Below are 17,991 nucleotides of genomic sequence, written 5' to 3'. Positions count from 1 at the left end.
GGAAAGTTAAGGTCTATAGCGCCGATGGTACTGCATGGGAGACTGTGTGGCAGAGTAGGACGTTGCGAGGTAATCTTGTAGATTACAAGAGTTAAGTTAAAGAAATTTAACTTACGGATCTTTAGCTCAGTTGGTTAGAGCAACCGGCTCATAACCGGTAGGTCTAGGGTTCGAGTCCCTGAAGGTCCACCATGGGGGTATAGCTCAGTTGGGAGAGCACCTGCCTTGCACGCAGGGGGTCAAGAGTTCGAATCTCTTTATCTCCACCATTAAGAAGTTATGAATTAATTCATAACTTCTTTTATTATACAATTATTTAATTATGTTTAGTATGAATAAGCATAGGAGATAGGAATGTTTTTATATAGAATAAAACAATTTTATTGGGCAATAGAATCTATATTCGTTAAGGAAGATATGGAAATACTAAAGATGTATCTTAGTATTTCTGAGTTGAATTTATTTATGAAACTTACTAAATCAGAGCGGCAACATTCAATAAGAGTCTGTAGAACGGCTATAAAATATATAGAGGATAATAATATAGTTGATATCGATAAAAAAAGGATGGCTAGGTGTGCATTATTGCATGACATAGGAAAATTAGAATCTAAATTAAATATATTTTATAAAGGCATTATTGTTTTTTTAAATAGTATTACTCGCGGAAAATTTTTGAAGTATAATAAAAATAAGAAAATAATAAGTTATTATAATCATCCGGAAGTTGGAGCAAGAATGATTGAGAGTATTAATAATAATGAATGCTTAGACGTAATAAATTCTATCAAGTATCATCATAATAAAAGTGATATTGACTCGAAAAATATATATTTAAAAGTATTAAGTATATCTGATGATTGCAATTAAAATAGGAGGGAAATATGAATTCTATTGAGAGAAGAGAGGATATAATTAAATTACTTCTAGAAAGTAATGAGCCTTTGAAAGGCAGCTTTATAGCAAAAAGATATTCTGTAACTAGACAGGTTATAGTAAAAGATATAGCAATTCTTAGAGCTAAAGGTAAAAATATAATAGCAACTCCAGATGGATATATAATTAATGCAAATAATAATAAAGCTAAAGCAATTATTGCAGTAATTCATACTGAAGATGAGATGATTGAGGAATTAAGTATAGTAATCAAATATGGTGGAATGATTGAAGATGTAGTAGTGGAGCATCCATTGTATGGAGAAATAAAAGGCATGCTTATGATTAAGAATTATAATGAGTTAAATAAATTTATTGAAAAATATAAGGAACAAAAAGCAAAATTACTATCTGCATTAACTAATGGAGTTCATCTTCACACAATAGCAGCTGAAACTCAAGATGATATTGATTTAATTATATTGGAATTGAAAAAGAACAACTTTATAGTTTCAGATTTGGAGGACTAGTAATGGATTATGATGTACTAATTTTAGGCGGTGGGATAATTGGATGTGCAGTCGCCTATGAACTTTCAAAATATAATATAAATATAGCGTTAATTGAAAAGGGATATGATGTTGCAAACGATATTTCATTTGCAAATACAGCTGTAGTTTATGATGGTTCAGAATCAAGTAGTAGTAAGATGGCTCTCTTGGAGAAAAGAGGTATTGATATAATAAGGAAGCATTGTAAAAAGTTCAATGTTAGATATAATAAGATTGGTTCATTAAGGCTTTTCTTAGATGAGAGTGGCGAACTATTAAATAAAGTGTACAGTGATTCTATGGATCGAGGAATAGATGGATTTCGTATAATAGATAGTGATGAACTTTATAATGTGGAACCAAGTTTAAATTTAAAAGCAAATAAAGCTATCTATTCTGAGAATACTTCAATAATATCACCATATAACCTAGCTGTTTCATATGCAGAAATAGCTGTAGATAATGGAGTGAATTTTAGATTAGAAGAAGAGGTTATAGATATTAAGACTATTTCTAAGGGATTCAGAGTAACTACGAATAAAAATAAGTTTACTTGTAAACTAGTTATTAATACAATTCCAAATGAATCCTTTAATGATATGTGTAGTAATGTAACAAGCGAAATGAAAAATAAAAAAGTTAGGTGTATAATAGTTAAGAAAAGTATAGGTGATAACTTAAAGAATATTATTATTGAAGATATAGATGAAGAAAATTCTATGATAAAGGTGCCAATATCGGAAAATGAAAATTTAATTGGAATTAAGATTAGTGATAATTTTAGCGCTAAATTAGAATTACCAGAAAGAATATTGAAAAATATAAAAAAAGAGTCAATAGTTAATATATTTACAGAAGTATATAGCGAAAATGATATGTTAATAGATGACAGTAATTTAGAGGCCGGTTATATAAAGGTTGTAGGAAATCACTATGCTAAAATATCAGTTGCACCAGCAATTGCTCAGGATATTGAAAAGAAAGTTAAAGTAAGTATGAATATAACGAAGAAAAAGGATTATATTGATAAAAAGAGAGAGACATATATATTTAGAGAGATGACTAAAGATCAAATAAATAGAATAATTTCTCTTGATAAGCGTTATGGCAATATTATTTGTAATTGTAATAATATTTCTGAGGGAGAAATTATTGATTCAATAAGAAGACCTTTAGGTGCAAGAACAGTAGAAGGAGTGAAAAGGCGTACAGGGATAGGTCTTGGAAACTGCAATGGTTCAAGTTGCAATATAAAGATAATAAAGATATTGGCAAGAGAGATGGATAAAAGTGTTTTAGATATAGTAGATGATTCTATGGATTCACAAATTTTAGTTGGAAGAATTAAGGAGTTTAATGAAATTTAGATTGGAGTAATTAGTAATGCCTAATAAAGATGTTTTTACCAGTTTAGTTAGAGTAAAAGGTAATATCAATTACAAAGTTGTATCAGTAAAAAGTAATAAAAGCGTTGAGAAGCACTTATGGAAAGAATTTTCAAAGGTTCTTAGTAGGATTTATGTTAGTACTCCTACTAATATTGGCGATAATATTTGTAAGAATATACTTAATACTGGCGTAGATATAATATGTACACGGAAGATAAAATAATAGCTAAACATTAAATCTATAAGCTAATATTTTATAATAATTTATTTTAATAAAATATTATAAAATAGTTGACATAAGTATAAGTAATTGATATAATGATACATGTCACTAGATGTGGAAAGATGGTCGAGTTGGTTTAAGGCACCGGTCTTGAAAACCGGCGTGCGTGTAAGCGTACCTAGGGTTCGAATCCCTATCTTTCCGCCATTTTTTTGTCTAAAAATATAAAATTTATTTGGAGGATTACTCAAGTGGCTGAAGAGGCGCCCCTGCTAAGGGCGTAGGTCGGGTAACTGGCGCCCGGGTTCAAATCCCGGATCCTCCGCCAAGCATCTAACATTTGTTAGGTGCTTTTTTAGTATAATTAGTTAGTCTTAGTGAAACATATAGTTTTGTTTATTTAGAATTTATATAAATTCTAAATAAACAAAACTTACTATTCTAAATTATTTGACGTTCTGTAAATCATAGCTAAAATTAAGTTTAGATAAGTGAAAAATTTAAATTTATTGCAATAAATATGTTGACATGAATAAAATTAGTTGATATAATCATATTTGTTGTGAGACATGGAAAGATGGTCGAGTTGGTTTAAGGCACCGGTCTTGAAAACCGGCGTGCGTGTAAGCGTACCTAGGGTTCGAATCCCTATCTTTCCGCCATTAAAATAGAAGGCACATGGAGGATTACTCAAGTGGCTGAAGAGGCGCCCCTGCTAAGGGCGTAGGTCGGGTAACTGGCGCCCGGGTTCAAATCCCGGATCCTCCGCCAAACATCTAACGAATTGTTAGATGTTTTTTTTGTTTTGAATTAATTTTATGGAGAAAATAAACTTGAAATATTATAATTAATATGTCTGCTTATAAAATAAATTAATTATTATAAGAAGGTGAATTATGCTAAGCGGCAGCAAAGTACATTTAAGAGTACTAAAAAAGGAAGATGTAAGTATATTATTCAAGTTACATAGTGAAGAGAAAGTTAAAAAGTATAATATAATAATTGATAGCATGGATAATAAAGTAGATTTAAGAAAAGCTTTAAGTATAGTGAATGAGGATGATAATTTAATTGGTTTTGTAACGTACAAGGAGAAAGGATATTATAGTCGGATATACTGCATTGGTATAACGATAGGTAGCGAGTATTGGGGAAGAAGTTATGGGGGAGATTCTATAAAAACTCTTCTAAGATATTTATTTAAAAAGCTTAATGCTATGAAAGTAGAATTATACGTCGCTAGTTATAATATACGAGCTATAAATTGCTATAAAAAATGTGGGTTTATAGAGGAGCATATTAAAAGATATTCTAGTTATATAGATAGAGAATATATAGATATTATAATTATGGGGATAATTAGAGAAAGATATAATTCATATTTAAAATGTGAGGATGGAAAATACGTATGAGTATAAGATTTGTTTATGGAAGATCTGGAACAGGCAAGAGTAAATTTTGCATTGACGAGATAAAAAATAATATTGATAAGAAATTAGATTTAAATAAGTTAATTCTATTAGTTCCAGAACAATATACATTTACGACCGAAAATAAAATATTACATGAAATAGGAGAACATGCTTTTTTTAGGACAGAGGTGCTGAGTTTTAAGAAAATGGCTCATAATATTTTTGAAGAATATGGTGGAAGAGTTAAAGAGATTATTAAGGAATCTGGAAGGAATATGCTAATTCATAGAGTTATAAATGAAAATATTGAGTCTTTGAATTATTTTAATAGGATGTCTAGAGAACAAGGATTTAATGAAATTATATCAGAAGTGATTTCGGAATTTAAAAAGTATAATATTAGCATTGATAGTATAAGAGCAATAGATGAGAAAATAAATGATAATGAATTATATCAAAAAATTAAAGAGTTGATGATAATTTATGAAGCATTTAACTTAAAAATGCATGAAAATTACATTGATGGAGATGATCAGTTAACATTACTAAATAAAAAGTTATTAGAAAGTAGCGCGTATGTAGATTCTGAAGTCTGGATAGATGAATTTACTAGCTTTACACCCCAACAACTAGATATTATAAAGGTATTAGCCAAGAGATGCAGAAGAGTTAATATAACTTTTTGTATTGATAATAAATCTCTAAACAACAACTCTGAAGATATAACTGATGTATTCAATATTATAAAGAGTACTGAAAATAAAATATTAAAGATAATGAAAGAGAACAATATAGCTTATGATAATCCAGTCAACTTAAATAATGCAATTCCTTATAGGTTTAAAGATAATCTGGAACTTGATCATATAGAAAAGTATTTTTTTTCTTACCCATTTAATGAATATGATAAGACCCCTGAGAGAATAACACTTTACAAAGCAAGTAATATTTATGACGAGATAGAAAGAGTATCAAAAAGTATTACAAGTTTGGTGAGAGAAAACGGTTATAGATATAGAGATATATCTGTAGTTTGTAGAAATATAGACGATTATGAAAAAATAATATCAGTAATATTTAAAGATTATAATATTCCATACTTTTTAGATAAAAAGATTCAATTACTAAGTAATCCATTGATTGTACTTATAAGTTCTGCTTTTGAAATTTTGCTTAAGAATTGGTCTTATGAAAGTGTATTTAAATATTTAAAGAGTGGTTTAACTGGCATAGATAATTCATATATAGATAGGTTAGAGAACTTTATATTAGAGTATGGGGTAAAGGGTTATAAATGGACATCAAGAGAAATAGTAAATGAGAAATGGTTTATAGGAAATAGTGAATTGACGGATGATAAAGTTTTAATAGCTGAAATTATGGAAGAGATAAGATATCCATTGATGATTTTTCATAATAAAATAAATGGAAAACATAAAGTTAAAGATATATGTTCAGCTATTTATGAGTTTTTAGTGGATGTAAAAGTTTTTGACAGAATTAATGAATGGATCAAAAATTTTGAAGAATTAGGATTAGAAGATAAGGTTAAGGAATATAGTCAGGTTGAAAGTATAGTTATAGACATTCTAGATCAAGCGGTCGATGTTATAGGCGAAGAGAGATTAGAGTATTCTGAGTTTTTTAGAATATTGAGTTCTGGCTTCGCCAATGAAGAGATAGGAATTATACCTGTAGCATTAGATCAGGTTAATATTGGAGATATAGCAAGAATAAAGGGCAGAGATGTTAAAGTTCTTTACATAGTAGGAATTAATGATGGAGTTCTACCGGCATCCAAGAAAAAGGAAGGTTTATTATCTGATAGAGATAGAACAACATTAGGTGAGGTTGGAATAAATTTATCATCAACAACTAGAAATAAAGTTTTTGAAGAACAGTATCTACTATATATGGCATTAACAATTAGTAGTGAATATTTAATGCTTTTATATCCAATGGCTGATTTTGAAGGTAAATCATTAAGACCATCTATAGTAATATCTAGAATTAAAAAGATATTTCCTAATTTAATTGAAGAAAGTGCAATTTATGATTTGAAAATTCTTGAAAATAAATTTGGCAAAATTATTGCACCAATTCCAACATTTAATGAACTTATAATTTCTATGAGAAAAGATTTTGATAATGAATATATAGAGCCTTACTGGTCTGAGGTATATGAATGGTTTAAAAACAATGATGAGTTTAGGGATAAAGTTAAAAATATATTTAAGGGGCTTAGTTACTCAAACATTGGAGATAAAGTTTCAAAAAACAAACTTAGAAAACTTTATCAGAATGACTTAGAAAAGTTAGTATTTAGTGTTTCAAAGTTAGAAAAGTATGCAGAATGCCCTTTTTCTTATTTTGTTCAATATGGACTAAAAGCTAAAAATAGAAAGGTATATGAATTTACACCACCAGACTTAGGATCATTTGTACACGAAATGCTTGATTCATTCACTAATAAAGTTAGAGAAGATGGAGTACTATGGTCTGATTTAAGCAATGAAAAATGTAAGGAGATAATATCTAACCTTATTGATAAGAAGTTAATGGATGAAAGTAATTCTATATTAAATAGCACTAAGAAATTTAAATATTTAGCGCAAAGATTTAAAAGAGTAATATCTAAATCTGTTTCAGTTATTGCAAGTCAAATAGGAAAAGGTGAATTTGAAGTATTTAAAACTGAATTTGATTTTGGAAGTTATAGCTCTGGAGAAGCTATAACATTAGATTTGAATGATAATGAAAAGGTGTATCTTCAAGGAAGAATTGATAGAATAGATAAGTTAGATTTAGATGGCGAAACTTATATAAGAATTATAGATTATAAAACTGGAGCTAAAAAATTTGATTTAAATGAAATATATTATGGATTACAAATGCAATTATTAGTCTATTTAGATGCACTTATAAAGAATTCAAAATATATACTTGATAAACAAGTAAAGCCAGGAGCAATATTATACTTTAAAATAGATGATCCTATAATAAAAAGCAAGAAAGAAATGACTGACGAAGAAGTAGAGAAGGAAGTATTAAGTGCTTTAAAGATGAAAGGATTAGTCTTAAAAGATGCGAGGGTTGTAAAAGCTATGGATAAGGATATAGAAGGATATTCATTGGTTATACCAGCATCATTTAAGGCTGATGGAAGTTTTAAGGCAACCAGTGATGTTGTAACAGAAGAGGAGTTTAGAATACTTAGAGAATATGTAAATAGGAAGATGATAGAGATATGTGAAGAAATGCTAAGTGGAGATATTAAAATTCAGCCGACTAAGAATTCTAACATTGCTCATTGTGAATACTGTGATTTTTCATCAATATGCCAATTTGATACAGAAATAAAAGACAATAAATACAAAATTATAATAAACAAATCTACAAATGATATATGGAATAATATAAAAAAAGAAATTGATAATTCTAATAAATTAATTAAGGTTGAAAATGAGGAAGTATAGTGCTATAAAAGAATCTAATATATTTTTTATTAAAATTAATTAGGTTTTCTTACAGTTAAAGCGATTTTAATTAGTACAGGAGAGATTTATATATGGGTAATACAAAATGGACTGATGAACAGTTAAGTGCAATTGAAACGAGAAATTGTAATTTACTAGTTGCAGCTGCAGCGGGCTCAGGTAAAACTGCTGTTTTAGTAGAGAGGATCATAAGAATAATTACTAATGAAGAGAATCCAGTTGATATAGATAAGTTATTGGTTGTAACTTTTACTAATGCAGCAGCTGCTGAGATGAGGGAAAGGATAGCAGATGCGATATCAAAGGAATTAGAGAATAATCCTAGGTCTAAAAATCTACAGAGGCAATTAACGCTGTTAAATAGAGCTAATATCACTACAATGCATTCGTTTTGCTTAGATGTAATTAAAAATAATTACCATAGGATTGATCTAGATCCATCATTTAGAATAGGTGATCAGACTGAAGGAATACTAATTAAATCGGAAGTTATTGAAGAACTTTTCGAAGATAAATACGAGGAAGAAGATACTGAGTTTACTAATTTGGTTGAGATATTTAGTAGCTACAAAAATGATAATAATTTAAAAAATTTAGTATTAGATTTATATAGCTTTACAATGTCAGGTCCATGGCCTGAAAAATGGCTTGCTAATAGTGCTGAGTCTTTTAATATTAAACAATTAGATGAATTGGATAGAACTAATTGGGTGAGAGTTTTAGCTCAAAGCGTAAAAATTGAGTTAGATGGGTATGTTAAAATGTTAGAAAAGGCCATTGAGGTTACGAGCAAAACTGATGGATTAGAACCTTATATGGATAACTTATTAATGGAATTAAGTTATATAAAGAAGGCTTATGAATCTACTGATAATGGACTTGAGGCAATGTTTAATTCATTATCATCAGTACAATTCAGTAGATTAAAATCTATAAAAAAAGATAAGGTTTCAGATGAGCTGTCTCAAAATACTGTAAAAAAAATTAGAGATGATGTTAAAAAAGGAATATCTGAATTATTAAATAATGCATATTCAGTAAATCCACAGCAAATGTTAAGGAATATTCAAGGGTCATATCCCTACATAAAAAAATTGATAGAATTAGTTCTAGAATTTAGTGCTAGGTTTAGTAAACGAAAACGTGAAAGAAATATATTAGATTTTAATGATTTAGAACATTTATGTTTAAAAATATTAAGTGATTATGATGATGAGAATAATATAATTCCATCAAGTATTGCAATGAATTTTAAAGAATATTTCGATGAGGTACTTGTTGATGAGTATCAAGATTCAAATAACGTTCAAGAAACAATAATAAACCTAGTATCCAGAAAAAATGATGATAATCCAAATGTATTTATGGTTGGGGATGTTAAGCAAAGTATATATAGATTTAGACAAGCAAAACCTGAATTATTCATTGAAAAATATAATACATATGATTCAAGTAATGGAGTAAATAGAAAAATTCAATTATATAAAAATTTTAGAAGCCGAAGAGAAATTATAGATGGAGTAAATTACATCTTTAAAGAAGTAATGTCTGAAGTTGTTGGAGAGTTAGAATATACAGATGAGGAAGCTTTAAATTTAGGTGCAGACTTTAAGGAAAATAAATTCAAAGATACAACTGTTGGAGGACCTATTGAAGTTAATATAATTGATAAAAGCTATAATGAAACGGTTGTAGAAGATAATGAGGAACAGGAAGAAATAAATAATGTTATTTTAGAAGGCAGAATCGTTGCTAAAAGAATTAAAGAACTAATGTCAAAAAATGAAGATGAACAAATCTTTAAAGTTTTAGATAAGGAATCTGGTGAATATAGGCCATTAAAATATAAGGATATAGTTATTCTGCTTAGAGCTACTAAAAACTGGTCAGAGTCATTATTAGATGAATTAAGTGCAGAAGGAATTCCAGTGTATGCAGATACAGGATCTGGTTATTTTGAATCAATTGAGATTAGAACAATAATTTCTCTTTTAAAGGTTGTTGATAATCCAATGCAGGACATTCCAGTAATATCAGTAATGAGATCACCAATTATGGGATTTTCAGCAGAAGAAATAAGTGATATTAGACTTGTAAATAAAGATTATTATTTTTATGAAAATATAAAATATATAAGTGAAGAAGCTTATAATTCAATTAATGAGTCTTACTCGGATGTATTGATAGCTAAATGTAAGTATTTTATTAATTCCGTTGACAAGTGGAGAAATAAATCAATTTATATGGCAATTGATGAATTTATATGGTATTTATATATGGATACTGCTTATTATGGATATGTTGGAGCTATGCCAAATGGAGTACTTAGGCAAGCAAACTTAAAAATACTTTTTCAAAGAGCAAGGCAATTTGAGAAAACGAGTTTTAAGGGATTATTTAATTTTATAAATTTTATAAATAAGCTTATAAAATCTTCAGGTGATATGGGAAGTGCTCAAGTATTAGGTGAAAATGAGGATGTAGTAAGAATTATGAGTATCCATAAAAGTAAGGGGCTAGAGTTTCCGGTGGTATTCTTATGCGGGTTAGGAAAGAATTTTAACCTTATGGATTTAAATAAAAACATATTGTACCACGATGAATTAGGACTTGGCCCAGACTTTATAGATATAGTAAAAAGGTTCAGCACAGGAACTTTAGCTAAAGAATCAATAAAGAAAAAGATGAAATTTGAAACATTGTCGGAGGAAATGAGAATACTGTATGTAGCATGTACTAGGGCAAAGGAAAAGTTGATTATGACAGGGACAGTAGGAAATCTTGAAAAATCAGCTGAAAGGTGGTTAGGATCAGCATCTTTAGAGTATAATCGTATATCACCTTCGGAAGTTTTAAAAGGAAAGTCATATTTAGATTGGATTTGTATGTCACTATGTCAACATAGAGATGGTAGCGTTTTATCAGAAATTTTTGGAATTGAAAATCTAATATTAAGGGATGATAATTCTAGATGGAAGGTTAGTTTTTGGAATAAGGGTGACTTGATTGATAAGACAAAGACAGAGGTGTTAGAACAAGGAGAAGGATATGAGTTAACAACAATAAATAATAAACCATATGATAATTCTCTATATGAAGAAGTAGATAAAATATTATCATATAAATATCCATTTAAAGCTTCGACAACAATTAAAAGTAATATTTCAGTTTCAGATTTAAAGAGAAGGCATGCAGAAGAAGATTATGATACTGAACAATTATACAGAGAAAAAGTAAAAGTTGTCCCTAAGTTTCTTCAAGAAAAGAAAGGTCTTACTCCTTCCGAAAAAGGTACTGCAGTTCATTTTGCAATGAAAAAAATAGATTTTAATAGAGTATCGTCTACGGAGGAAATTAAAGAACAATTACATGAATTATTTGAAAAGGAGCTTTTGCTTAGCGAAGAATTAAAGGTAATTAATCCTACTAAAATACTGAGTTTTTTTAGGTCGGATTTAGGGAAAAAAGTTCTTGAGTTAAATCGTAGTGGAGAAAAGATTTATAGAGAAATACCTTTTTATACAGAGATAAGCAGTTTAGAAGTAGATAAAACACTTGATAATATATATAAGGATGAAAAGGTAAGATTACAAGGAATAATTGACTGTTTCTTTGAATATAATGGGGATACTATACTTATAGATTACAAAACGGATTATATCATGGAAGGTCATGAAGATGAATTTAAAGATAAGTATAGGAAACAATTAGATTATTATAGTGATGCAATATTTAAGTTAACAGGTAAAAAGGTTAAATATAAGTACTTATATTCATTTTACTTAGAAAAGGAAATTCAAATAATATAAATATGTTTAAGTAAAATCATAATAAAAGCAAGAAGACAAAGATAAATTTATATGTGTCTTCTTGCTTTTTTTAATAGTTATTTTATTATAACTTTACTTTCCCTAGGTATGTTAGTAAAGATCCATTTGGCATCATCTATAGAGAGTCTAATACAACCATGAGAAGAAGGTTTATTCATGGTATAATCTAGAACTGTAGTTTTGTCTTTAGCAAATGGAACTGAATGAAATAAAATATCTCCAGTAATTTGAGTCCAATATTTACCACCCTCTTGATATTCTTCTGAAAAGAACCAATCCCCTCTCTCTTTAGTAGTAAATGATCCAGAAGGTGTATCCTCTCCACTTATTCCAGTAGAACAAGGGAATGTTTTAACCAATTGCCATTTGTCAGCTTTTCCCTTATAAACATAAGTCTTTTGATCTTGGATGTTTACGTTTATAAGATAAGGTGTTGTACTCTCTATATTTAATGTATTAATATTTTTCGATGTAATATTGGTTGTCAAGGCACGCGATGAAGCTTCAGCAATAGCTGAATTTTTATCTAAGTATTCTTGTTGTTTTTCTTTTATGTCTGCTATCTTTTCTTTTACATCTATGTCATCACCTAAAAGATCATTATTGTCTGAAATTTTAGACATAGCTTCGCTATAGTAATCATTGCTAATTAAATTATCGCAGTAAGCAAATAAATCCTCCTTTAGTTTACTTTTTGATTCATCTAGGTATATAAGTGAATCTGTATAGTTAAGATCTAAAGCAGAAACTTTTTTAAAGAATGAAATGGCCTCTGAATATTGTTCATTATTAAAAGAATTAATACCAGAGTTATAATTTTTAATAGAATCTTGAATTAAGTCTATTGAATCAGAAGCATTATGTAGATCATCATCATTCACTAGATTATAACGTTTTATTTCCTTAAACTGAATTAAGGCATCTTCAGAAGAAATTTTCTTATCTTGGATTTCATCTGATAAAGTATTAATTTTAGTTCTAAGATATTTGGATACATCATGACTAATCATAGATAATTTAAATGGATTAAAGTTTTGTTTAGTTATTAATAAGTTATTAGCTTCAGAAAATTTATAATTATCAAAATCTGATTTGAAGTTATTTAAAAGTTTATTATAACTGTATAACTCATAAAAGCAGCTAGAAGATAATGTTATTAACAAAGCTAGTACATATATAATTCTTTTAGGTAATTTTTTAGTTTTTAACTTTTTATAATAAAATGTATTTATGCTCAAATAAATGCCTCCTAATGAAGTAACTAATATATTTAGAGTGAATTTGAATAAGATATTGCCGATTAATTTTTTATTTAATTACAAAGTCCTCTTTTATTTATATAATATTGACAATAAAAGTAAATAATAAACCTTGAAGTTTAAACTAATTTTAATATGTGTTAATATACTTAATAGGCCTTATGAAAGTAGACAATATTTATCTGGAGGGGAAAATGACTAATAAAACTAATTTTTTTATAAAGCTTATAACTTCTATATATGACATAAAGGTTTTTTCTAAATATGCGAAAGAAGGAATATTACGATCAATCTCATATGCAATATTCCTTAGTTTCTTATTAGGAGGCTTAAAGAGTGCATTTGTTCAATATAAGAATTATAATTTAGATATAATATCTTTAGTAGATCAAACGGTAGCATATTTTTCAATAATACTTTTTAATTTACTATTAAATTCCTTAATTGTATCAATTGTTGCAGCGCTTTTTACAGTATTTTTAAGAATGGTAGTCAAATATATAGCTTTATATTCTTTAACCTTATATGCGGCTACATTGCCATTAATAATACAAATAATACTAGAAATAGCTAATCCTAATATAAGCTTTGATACTATGTTTATTGTTGGAACATTAACCTATGTAATATTGATATTAAAGTATATAAAGGATGAAATAATAAGAAACTATACTTAGTAATATAAGAATATATATGTAAATTTTTCAAATTATTATCTAAATTTGTAATATTCAATTATTAAACTTAAATGAACAATTATATAATCTTTTGGAATTAGAAATATCATATCAAATTTATTTAATATGGTTGTTAGCCGGGAAGTTATGTGATATTATATATTAAGGGTATATGGTAAAAAAAGTAAAAAAAATTACAAAAGGGGATTTAAAAATGGTTGAGGTTAATATTTTGAAAGATAATCAGATTGATAGGGAAAATATATTGAATAGAAATGACCTTATTAAGTTATCGAAAGATGAATTAGTTAGCAAACTTATTAATTTATCAGAATCTAAGAAAAATCAAGAAGATTTTATTTTGAATATTTCACATGATTTGAGATCACCATTAAATATAATTTTAAGTGTTTTACAATGTTACAAGGATGATTATAAAGATATTAAAAGGTATGGTAAATGCCAGGATCACATGGATGTTATAAAAAGAAATTCATATAAAATATTAAAACTTGTAAACAATCTAATAGATACAACAAAATTAGAAAAAAATCATTATAGTATTAAAAGAGAGAATTTAGATGTAATTAATTTAATAGAGTGGAATATATCTTCAATAGATAAATATGCTAAGCAGAAGGAGATCTCTTTAGTTTTTGATACAAATGTTGAAGAGTGCATAATGGCAGTAGACCCAGAAGCAATAGATAGAATAATAATGAATTTAATTTCTAATGCAATAAAGTTCTCGCCAAAGGGAAGTAATATATATATAAATGCGTGGAAAAGTATAAATCAATTAACTATTTCGGTAAGGGATGAAGGAATTGGGATACCAAAGGAAGAACAAAATACAATTTTTAATAGATTTGTTCAATCTTCAAGAAATAAAAAATCTGAGAATTCGGGAAGTGGGATAGGTCTTGATCTAGTTAGATACTTAACTCAAGCTCATAATGGTAGTATCGAATTGAAAAGTGAAGAGAATTCTGGTTGTGAATTTATAATTAAGCTACCAATAGAAAGATTACAGGATGATGAAAATAATAGAGATAAATGTTTAAATATTAAAAGTAAAGTGGAAGTACTTGAGGTAGAGTTTTCTGATATATATTTGTAAAAGTCATCATGAACAAGGATAGTTATCTAAAAATTAAACCTAATTTTTAGATAACTTATTCCAAATTGTATATGGGACTAAGTTGAATAATAGTATTAAATTTATAAAATTATGAGAATAATCAAATTATAAACTTGATTATTATAACCGCTTGTGATAAGATAAACTTGTTGTAAAAATTGAATATGGAGCGTTAGTTAAACGGATATAACATACCGCTACGGACGGTACATTGAGGGTTCGATTCCTTCACGCTCTGCCAAAATAAAAAGAATGGGTAACCCATTCTTTTTATTTTATAAAACTTTAGTACCAATATTTTCACCAAATATAACTTTACATTCAAAGCCTAATTTAGATTGTTCTATAATATCAGCATCTATTTCTATAGATCCTTGTTCAAAGAATAATATAGTTGTAGATCCTCCAAATTTAAAATAGCCTTTTTCGTCACCTTTATTTACTCTAACTCTAGGGGAATAAGTTTGAATTATTGAACCTACACATGTAGCACCAACCTCTATATGAAGTACATCTTTAAAGTTATCTGATTTAAATAAAGACCATTCTCTTTTATTTTCACAAAAAAGTTTAGGAACAGATTTTAAAGCTATTGGATTTACAGAATAATAGTGCCCTTTTATAGGATGATTTTCATATGGAATACCAGAATCTATAAAGTGAAATCTATGATAGTCAGTAGGGCATAAGCGTAATACAACGCATATTCCATTTTTATATTTACTAGCTACATTATCATCATTAATTAACTCTTTTAAACTATAAGTTAATCCCTTAATTTGAATTATATTATCTAAGTCAATGTCTTCATAGGCAGTTATTCTTCCATCTCCTGGAGAGATTAATATATTATTATCTGAATTTATTGGTCTAGCATCAAAATTTAATTCTCTTGTAAAGAAATCATTAAAAGATTTAAATTCATTAATTTTCTTCTTCGACATAGCCATATCAATATTAAAGCTATCTACAAATGGTGAAATTTTGGATTTGCTTAGCTTTGTATCACAATACTTCCCATATAACTTAGAAAATAATTTTTTCTTTGCAATAAGTTCAGTAATTGTTTTACCAACTGGCGATTCATAGGTCCATTCTATATATTTCTTTCCAGCGATAAGTTCTTCTTCATAAGATTTTGTAGTTCTATTATATACTTGAATCATAAATACAAATGTCAAAACTTTATTAAATAATTTAGAGATAACAGCTCTAAAGATTTATAATGTTACAGTTATGACAAGTATCCTCCATTTCTTATTTTAATTAGATATATCTAGTTAAATCTATAGAATAATCATTTAGTAAATAATATAGAAAAACTGATATATTGAATAAATTATGTGTAACATACATAGTTTATTTTTTACCTTAATATTAATTTTATCACAGATAATCAAAATTTCAAAAGTAAGATTATATGTACTGAAAGTTTCATTTTTAATATAAATAGTAATATGTAGAATTGTGGTTTAATAATGAACTAAATGATATAATATATTGATAATATTAACATAAGTAATTATTGAAAAATGAGGAGAAATGTTATGAACAAAACAAAGAACTTGATTTTTAAATCGGCAATAAAAATATTTTCTGAATCTGGATATAGAGGTGCTACTATGGATGATATAGCTGCCAATGCTGGACTTGTAAAGGGGACATTATACTATCATTTCAAGAGTAAAGAGGAAATATTTAATTTCATTGTTGAGGAGGGATTGCAAATATTACAAAATCAAGTTATTGAAGTTCAGAATATCAATATAGGTCCTATTGAAAAATTAATAAAAATATGTAGAATACAATTAACATTTTTATATGGGTATACAGATTTTTTTGAAATAGTAATGAGCCAGTTGTGGGGGACTGAGCATAGACAAAATGAATTGCGTCATAAGATACGAAAGTATATAAATGAAATTGAAATTAATATAAGAACTGCAATGGAAATTGGGGAAATTAAAAAAGGAGATGTAGAACTTATTGCATTCCAATTTTTTGGATCACTATGTTCATCTGCAATATATGAATCTATACATATAGAGAAGATAAATTTAGAAGATATTATAGAGAGTACTATTAAGTTTACATTGAATGGATTAGGAATAGATATAAATAGATATATTTAAAATATGAAGTTTATATTTTAGATTCTAGATAAATGTAATTAGTTTTAGTTTACACTTATAATTAAATATAAATAGGGAGTGTATAGAGAGACATTTTTTATGAGCAGTATATATAATCATTACCAAATTGAATAAAATAACGAGGGAACTGGGGGATACTAATGAAATTTTTAGCGAGTGATTTAGATGGAACGCTATTTAGAGATAACAAAATTTCAGAAAAGGATTTAAATGCATTGAGGCGACTAAAAGCGTTTGGAAATAAGATAATAATCTCAACAGGAAGAAGTTTAAAAGGAGTAAATAGTATTTTAAAGGAATATCCATTTGAGTATGATTACTTGGTTATGTGTAATGGTGGAGTGATAATGGATAACAGAAACAATATTATACATGAGAAATCAATACCGAATAAAATACAAAATAGAATAATAGCTGATTTTTATGATATAGGAGATTCCTTAATATATTATGATGATGGAAATGATACTTATATGATAGAAAATAAATTAGTTGATGTTTCAGCTGTAGATGCTGATTTTTTTAATCATTTTTCTAATAGGGTAACATTAGAAGAAGCATTGAGTAGCGTATCAGATTCACAAATTATGAGTGTATTTAATGTATCTCAATCTATAGAAAAATCAGAATTGGTAAGAAAAAAGTTGATAAATGAATATGATGAGTATATAGAAGCTTTTAGAAATCAAGTATTTGTAGATATAGTTGCAAAGAATTGTTCAAAGGGAAATGCAATTATGATGATTTTGGAAGATGAAAATAAAGGCGTTGATAGCTTATATACGGTCGGCGATTCAATGAATGATATTTCCATGTTTAAGATTACCAATAATAGTTATACATTTAATTCAGTAGAAGAACTAATTAAACCATATGCTGATAATCTTGTAGATCATGTTTTTGAAGTAATAGAAGATATGCTAAGATAAAAGATTAATTTAGAGATTATAACTTATTCAGCAAATTAAATGGAAAATAATTTAT

At 27.6% G+C, this 17,991-nt stretch carries 13 protein-coding genes and 7 tRNA genes; 18 read left to right on the top strand and 2 right to left on the bottom strand.

Annotated elements, in window-relative coordinates; translation table 11 throughout:
* The first annotated feature begins 115 nt into the window (after positions 1 to 115).
* The 13 genes from L1S46_RS14760 (at position 116) to addA (ending at position 11,756) form a co-directional block, all read left to right on the top strand.
* A tRNA-Ile gene (locus L1S46_RS14760) sits at positions 116 to 192 on the top strand.
* Position 193: 1 nt separating this feature from the next.
* Positions 194 to 269 (top strand) — tRNA-Ala (locus L1S46_RS14755).
* 85 nt (positions 270 to 354) lie between these two features.
* The gene (locus L1S46_RS14750) at positions 355 to 870 is read left to right on the top strand and encodes an HD domain-containing protein (protein ID WP_238900337.1); all 516 of its coding nucleotides are present in this window, start codon (positions 355 to 357) and stop codon (positions 868 to 870) included.
* Positions 871 to 884: 14 nt separating this feature from the next.
* On the top strand, positions 885 to 1,406 hold the full coding sequence (locus tag L1S46_RS14745) for a transcription repressor NadR (protein WP_023976926.1): 522 nt from the start codon (positions 885 to 887) through the stop codon (positions 1,404 to 1,406).
* Between the two features lie 2 nt (positions 1,407 to 1,408).
* Positions 1,409 to 2,794 (top strand): FAD-dependent oxidoreductase, encoded by a 1,386-nt coding sequence (locus L1S46_RS14740; protein WP_077831830.1) that lies wholly within the window; start codon positions 1,409 to 1,411, stop codon positions 2,792 to 2,794.
* 16 nt (positions 2,795 to 2,810) lie between these two features.
* A complete protein-coding gene (locus tag L1S46_RS14735; protein WP_011967376.1) occupies positions 2,811 to 3,038 on the top strand; it encodes a DUF1667 domain-containing protein in 228 nt (75 codons plus the stop codon).
* A 116-nt stretch (positions 3,039 to 3,154) separates the two neighbouring features.
* Positions 3,155 to 3,245: transfer RNA gene (locus L1S46_RS14730), tRNA-Ser, on the top strand.
* 30 nt (positions 3,246 to 3,275) lie between these two features.
* A tRNA-Ser gene (locus tag L1S46_RS14725) sits at positions 3,276 to 3,366 on the top strand.
* Positions 3,367 to 3,609: 243 nt separating this feature from the next.
* Positions 3,610 to 3,700 (top strand) — tRNA-Ser (locus tag L1S46_RS14720).
* An 18-nt stretch (positions 3,701 to 3,718) separates the two neighbouring features.
* Positions 3,719 to 3,809 (top strand) — tRNA-Ser (locus L1S46_RS14715).
* Positions 3,810 to 3,934: 125 nt separating this feature from the next.
* Positions 3,935 to 4,450 carry a GNAT family protein gene (locus L1S46_RS14710; protein WP_238900336.1) on the top strand — a complete coding sequence of 172 codons (516 nt, stop codon included), beginning with the start codon at positions 3,935 to 3,937 and terminating at the stop codon, positions 4,448 to 4,450.
* A complete protein-coding gene (gene addB / locus L1S46_RS14705; RefSeq protein ID WP_238900335.1) occupies positions 4,447 to 7,926 on the top strand; it encodes a helicase-exonuclease AddAB subunit AddB in 3,480 nt (1,159 codons plus the stop codon). Before L1S46_RS14710 ends, addB begins: the two co-directional genes overlap by 4 nt.
* Before the next feature lie 92 nt (positions 7,927 to 8,018).
* Entirely contained in the window at positions 8,019 to 11,756 is a 3,738-nt protein-coding gene (gene addA / locus L1S46_RS14700; protein WP_238900334.1) for a helicase-exonuclease AddAB subunit AddA, read from the top strand.
* Between the two features lie 77 nt (positions 11,757 to 11,833).
* Here the strand turns inward: addA and L1S46_RS14695 are convergent, their stop codons facing one another.
* The gene (locus tag L1S46_RS14695) at positions 11,834 to 13,015 is read right to left on the bottom strand and encodes a L,D-transpeptidase (RefSeq protein WP_238900333.1); all 1,182 of its coding nucleotides are present in this window, start codon (positions 13,013 to 13,015) and stop codon (positions 11,834 to 11,836) included.
* Positions 13,016 to 13,230: 215 nt separating this feature from the next.
* Between L1S46_RS14695 and L1S46_RS14690 the strand changes: the two genes are divergently transcribed.
* From L1S46_RS14690 to L1S46_RS14680, 3 genes are all read left to right on the top strand, one after another.
* Positions 13,231 to 13,713: a DUF1189 family protein gene (locus L1S46_RS14690; protein WP_017209559.1), complete on the top strand. Its 483-nt coding sequence runs from the start codon at positions 13,231 to 13,233 to the stop codon at positions 13,711 to 13,713.
* Positions 13,714 to 13,927: 214 nt separating this feature from the next.
* The gene (locus L1S46_RS14685; protein WP_020372901.1) at positions 13,928 to 14,833 is read left to right on the top strand and encodes a HAMP domain-containing sensor histidine kinase; all 906 of its coding nucleotides are present in this window, start codon (positions 13,928 to 13,930) and stop codon (positions 14,831 to 14,833) included.
* A gap of 187 nt (positions 14,834 to 15,020) precedes the next feature.
* Positions 15,021 to 15,095, top strand: a tRNA-Arg gene (locus L1S46_RS14680).
* Positions 15,096 to 15,129: 34 nt separating this feature from the next.
* On the opposite strand, the gene L1S46_RS14675 is transcribed toward L1S46_RS14680, so the two are convergent.
* Complete coding sequence (locus L1S46_RS14675) at positions 15,130 to 16,020, bottom strand: phosphatidylserine decarboxylase (RefSeq protein ID WP_011967383.1); 891 nt, start codon at positions 16,018 to 16,020, stop codon at positions 15,130 to 15,132.
* A 381-nt stretch (positions 16,021 to 16,401) separates the two neighbouring features.
* On the opposite strand from L1S46_RS14675, the gene L1S46_RS14670 reads away from it, so the two are divergent.
* Both L1S46_RS14670 and L1S46_RS14665 read left to right on the top strand, forming a co-directional pair.
* Complete coding sequence (locus L1S46_RS14670; protein WP_238900332.1) at positions 16,402 to 16,986, top strand: TetR/AcrR family transcriptional regulator; 585 nt, start codon at positions 16,402 to 16,404, stop codon at positions 16,984 to 16,986.
* A gap of 161 nt (positions 16,987 to 17,147) precedes the next feature.
* On the top strand, positions 17,148 to 17,936 hold the full coding sequence (locus L1S46_RS14665) for a Cof-type HAD-IIB family hydrolase (protein WP_238900331.1): 789 nt from the start codon (positions 17,148 to 17,150) through the stop codon (positions 17,934 to 17,936).
* Positions 17,937 to 17,991: the final 55 nt, after the last annotated feature.

The sequence above is a fragment of the Clostridium sp. YIM B02500 genome, from assembly GCF_022324665.1.
GTDB lineage: Bacteria > Bacillota > Clostridia > Clostridiales > Clostridiaceae > Clostridium > Clostridium beijerinckii.
This window is presented reverse-complemented; position numbering and strand designations above follow the sequence as displayed.

Coding starts and splice junctions, on each gene's coding strand:
- addB (WP_238900335.1), top strand. CDS start 4,447: ATGAGTATAAGATTTGTTTATGGAAGATCTGGAACAGGCAAGAGTAAA.
- L1S46_RS14740 (WP_077831830.1), top strand. CDS start 1,409: ATGGATTATGATGTACTAATTTTAGGCGGTGGGATAATTGGATGTGCA.
- addA (WP_238900334.1), top strand. CDS start 8,019: ATGGGTAATACAAAATGGACTGATGAACAGTTAAGTGCAATTGAAACG.
- L1S46_RS14745 (WP_023976926.1), top strand. CDS start 885: ATGAATTCTATTGAGAGAAGAGAGGATATAATTAAATTACTTCTAGAA.
- L1S46_RS14675 (WP_011967383.1), bottom strand. CDS start 16,020: ATGATTCAAGTATATAATAGAACTACAAAATCTTATGAAGAAGAACTT.
- L1S46_RS14685 (WP_020372901.1), top strand. CDS start 13,928: ATGGTTGAGGTTAATATTTTGAAAGATAATCAGATTGATAGGGAAAAT.
- L1S46_RS14710 (WP_238900336.1), top strand. CDS start 3,935: ATGCTAAGCGGCAGCAAAGTACATTTAAGAGTACTAAAAAAGGAAGAT.
- L1S46_RS14670 (WP_238900332.1), top strand. CDS start 16,402: ATGAACAAAACAAAGAACTTGATTTTTAAATCGGCAATAAAAATATTT.
- L1S46_RS14735 (WP_011967376.1), top strand. CDS start 2,811: ATGCCTAATAAAGATGTTTTTACCAGTTTAGTTAGAGTAAAAGGTAAT.
- L1S46_RS14690 (WP_017209559.1), top strand. CDS start 13,231: ATGACTAATAAAACTAATTTTTTTATAAAGCTTATAACTTCTATATAT.
- L1S46_RS14665 (WP_238900331.1), top strand. CDS start 17,148: ATGAAATTTTTAGCGAGTGATTTAGATGGAACGCTATTTAGAGATAAC.
- L1S46_RS14750 (WP_238900337.1), top strand. CDS start 355: ATGTTTTTATATAGAATAAAACAATTTTATTGGGCAATAGAATCTATA.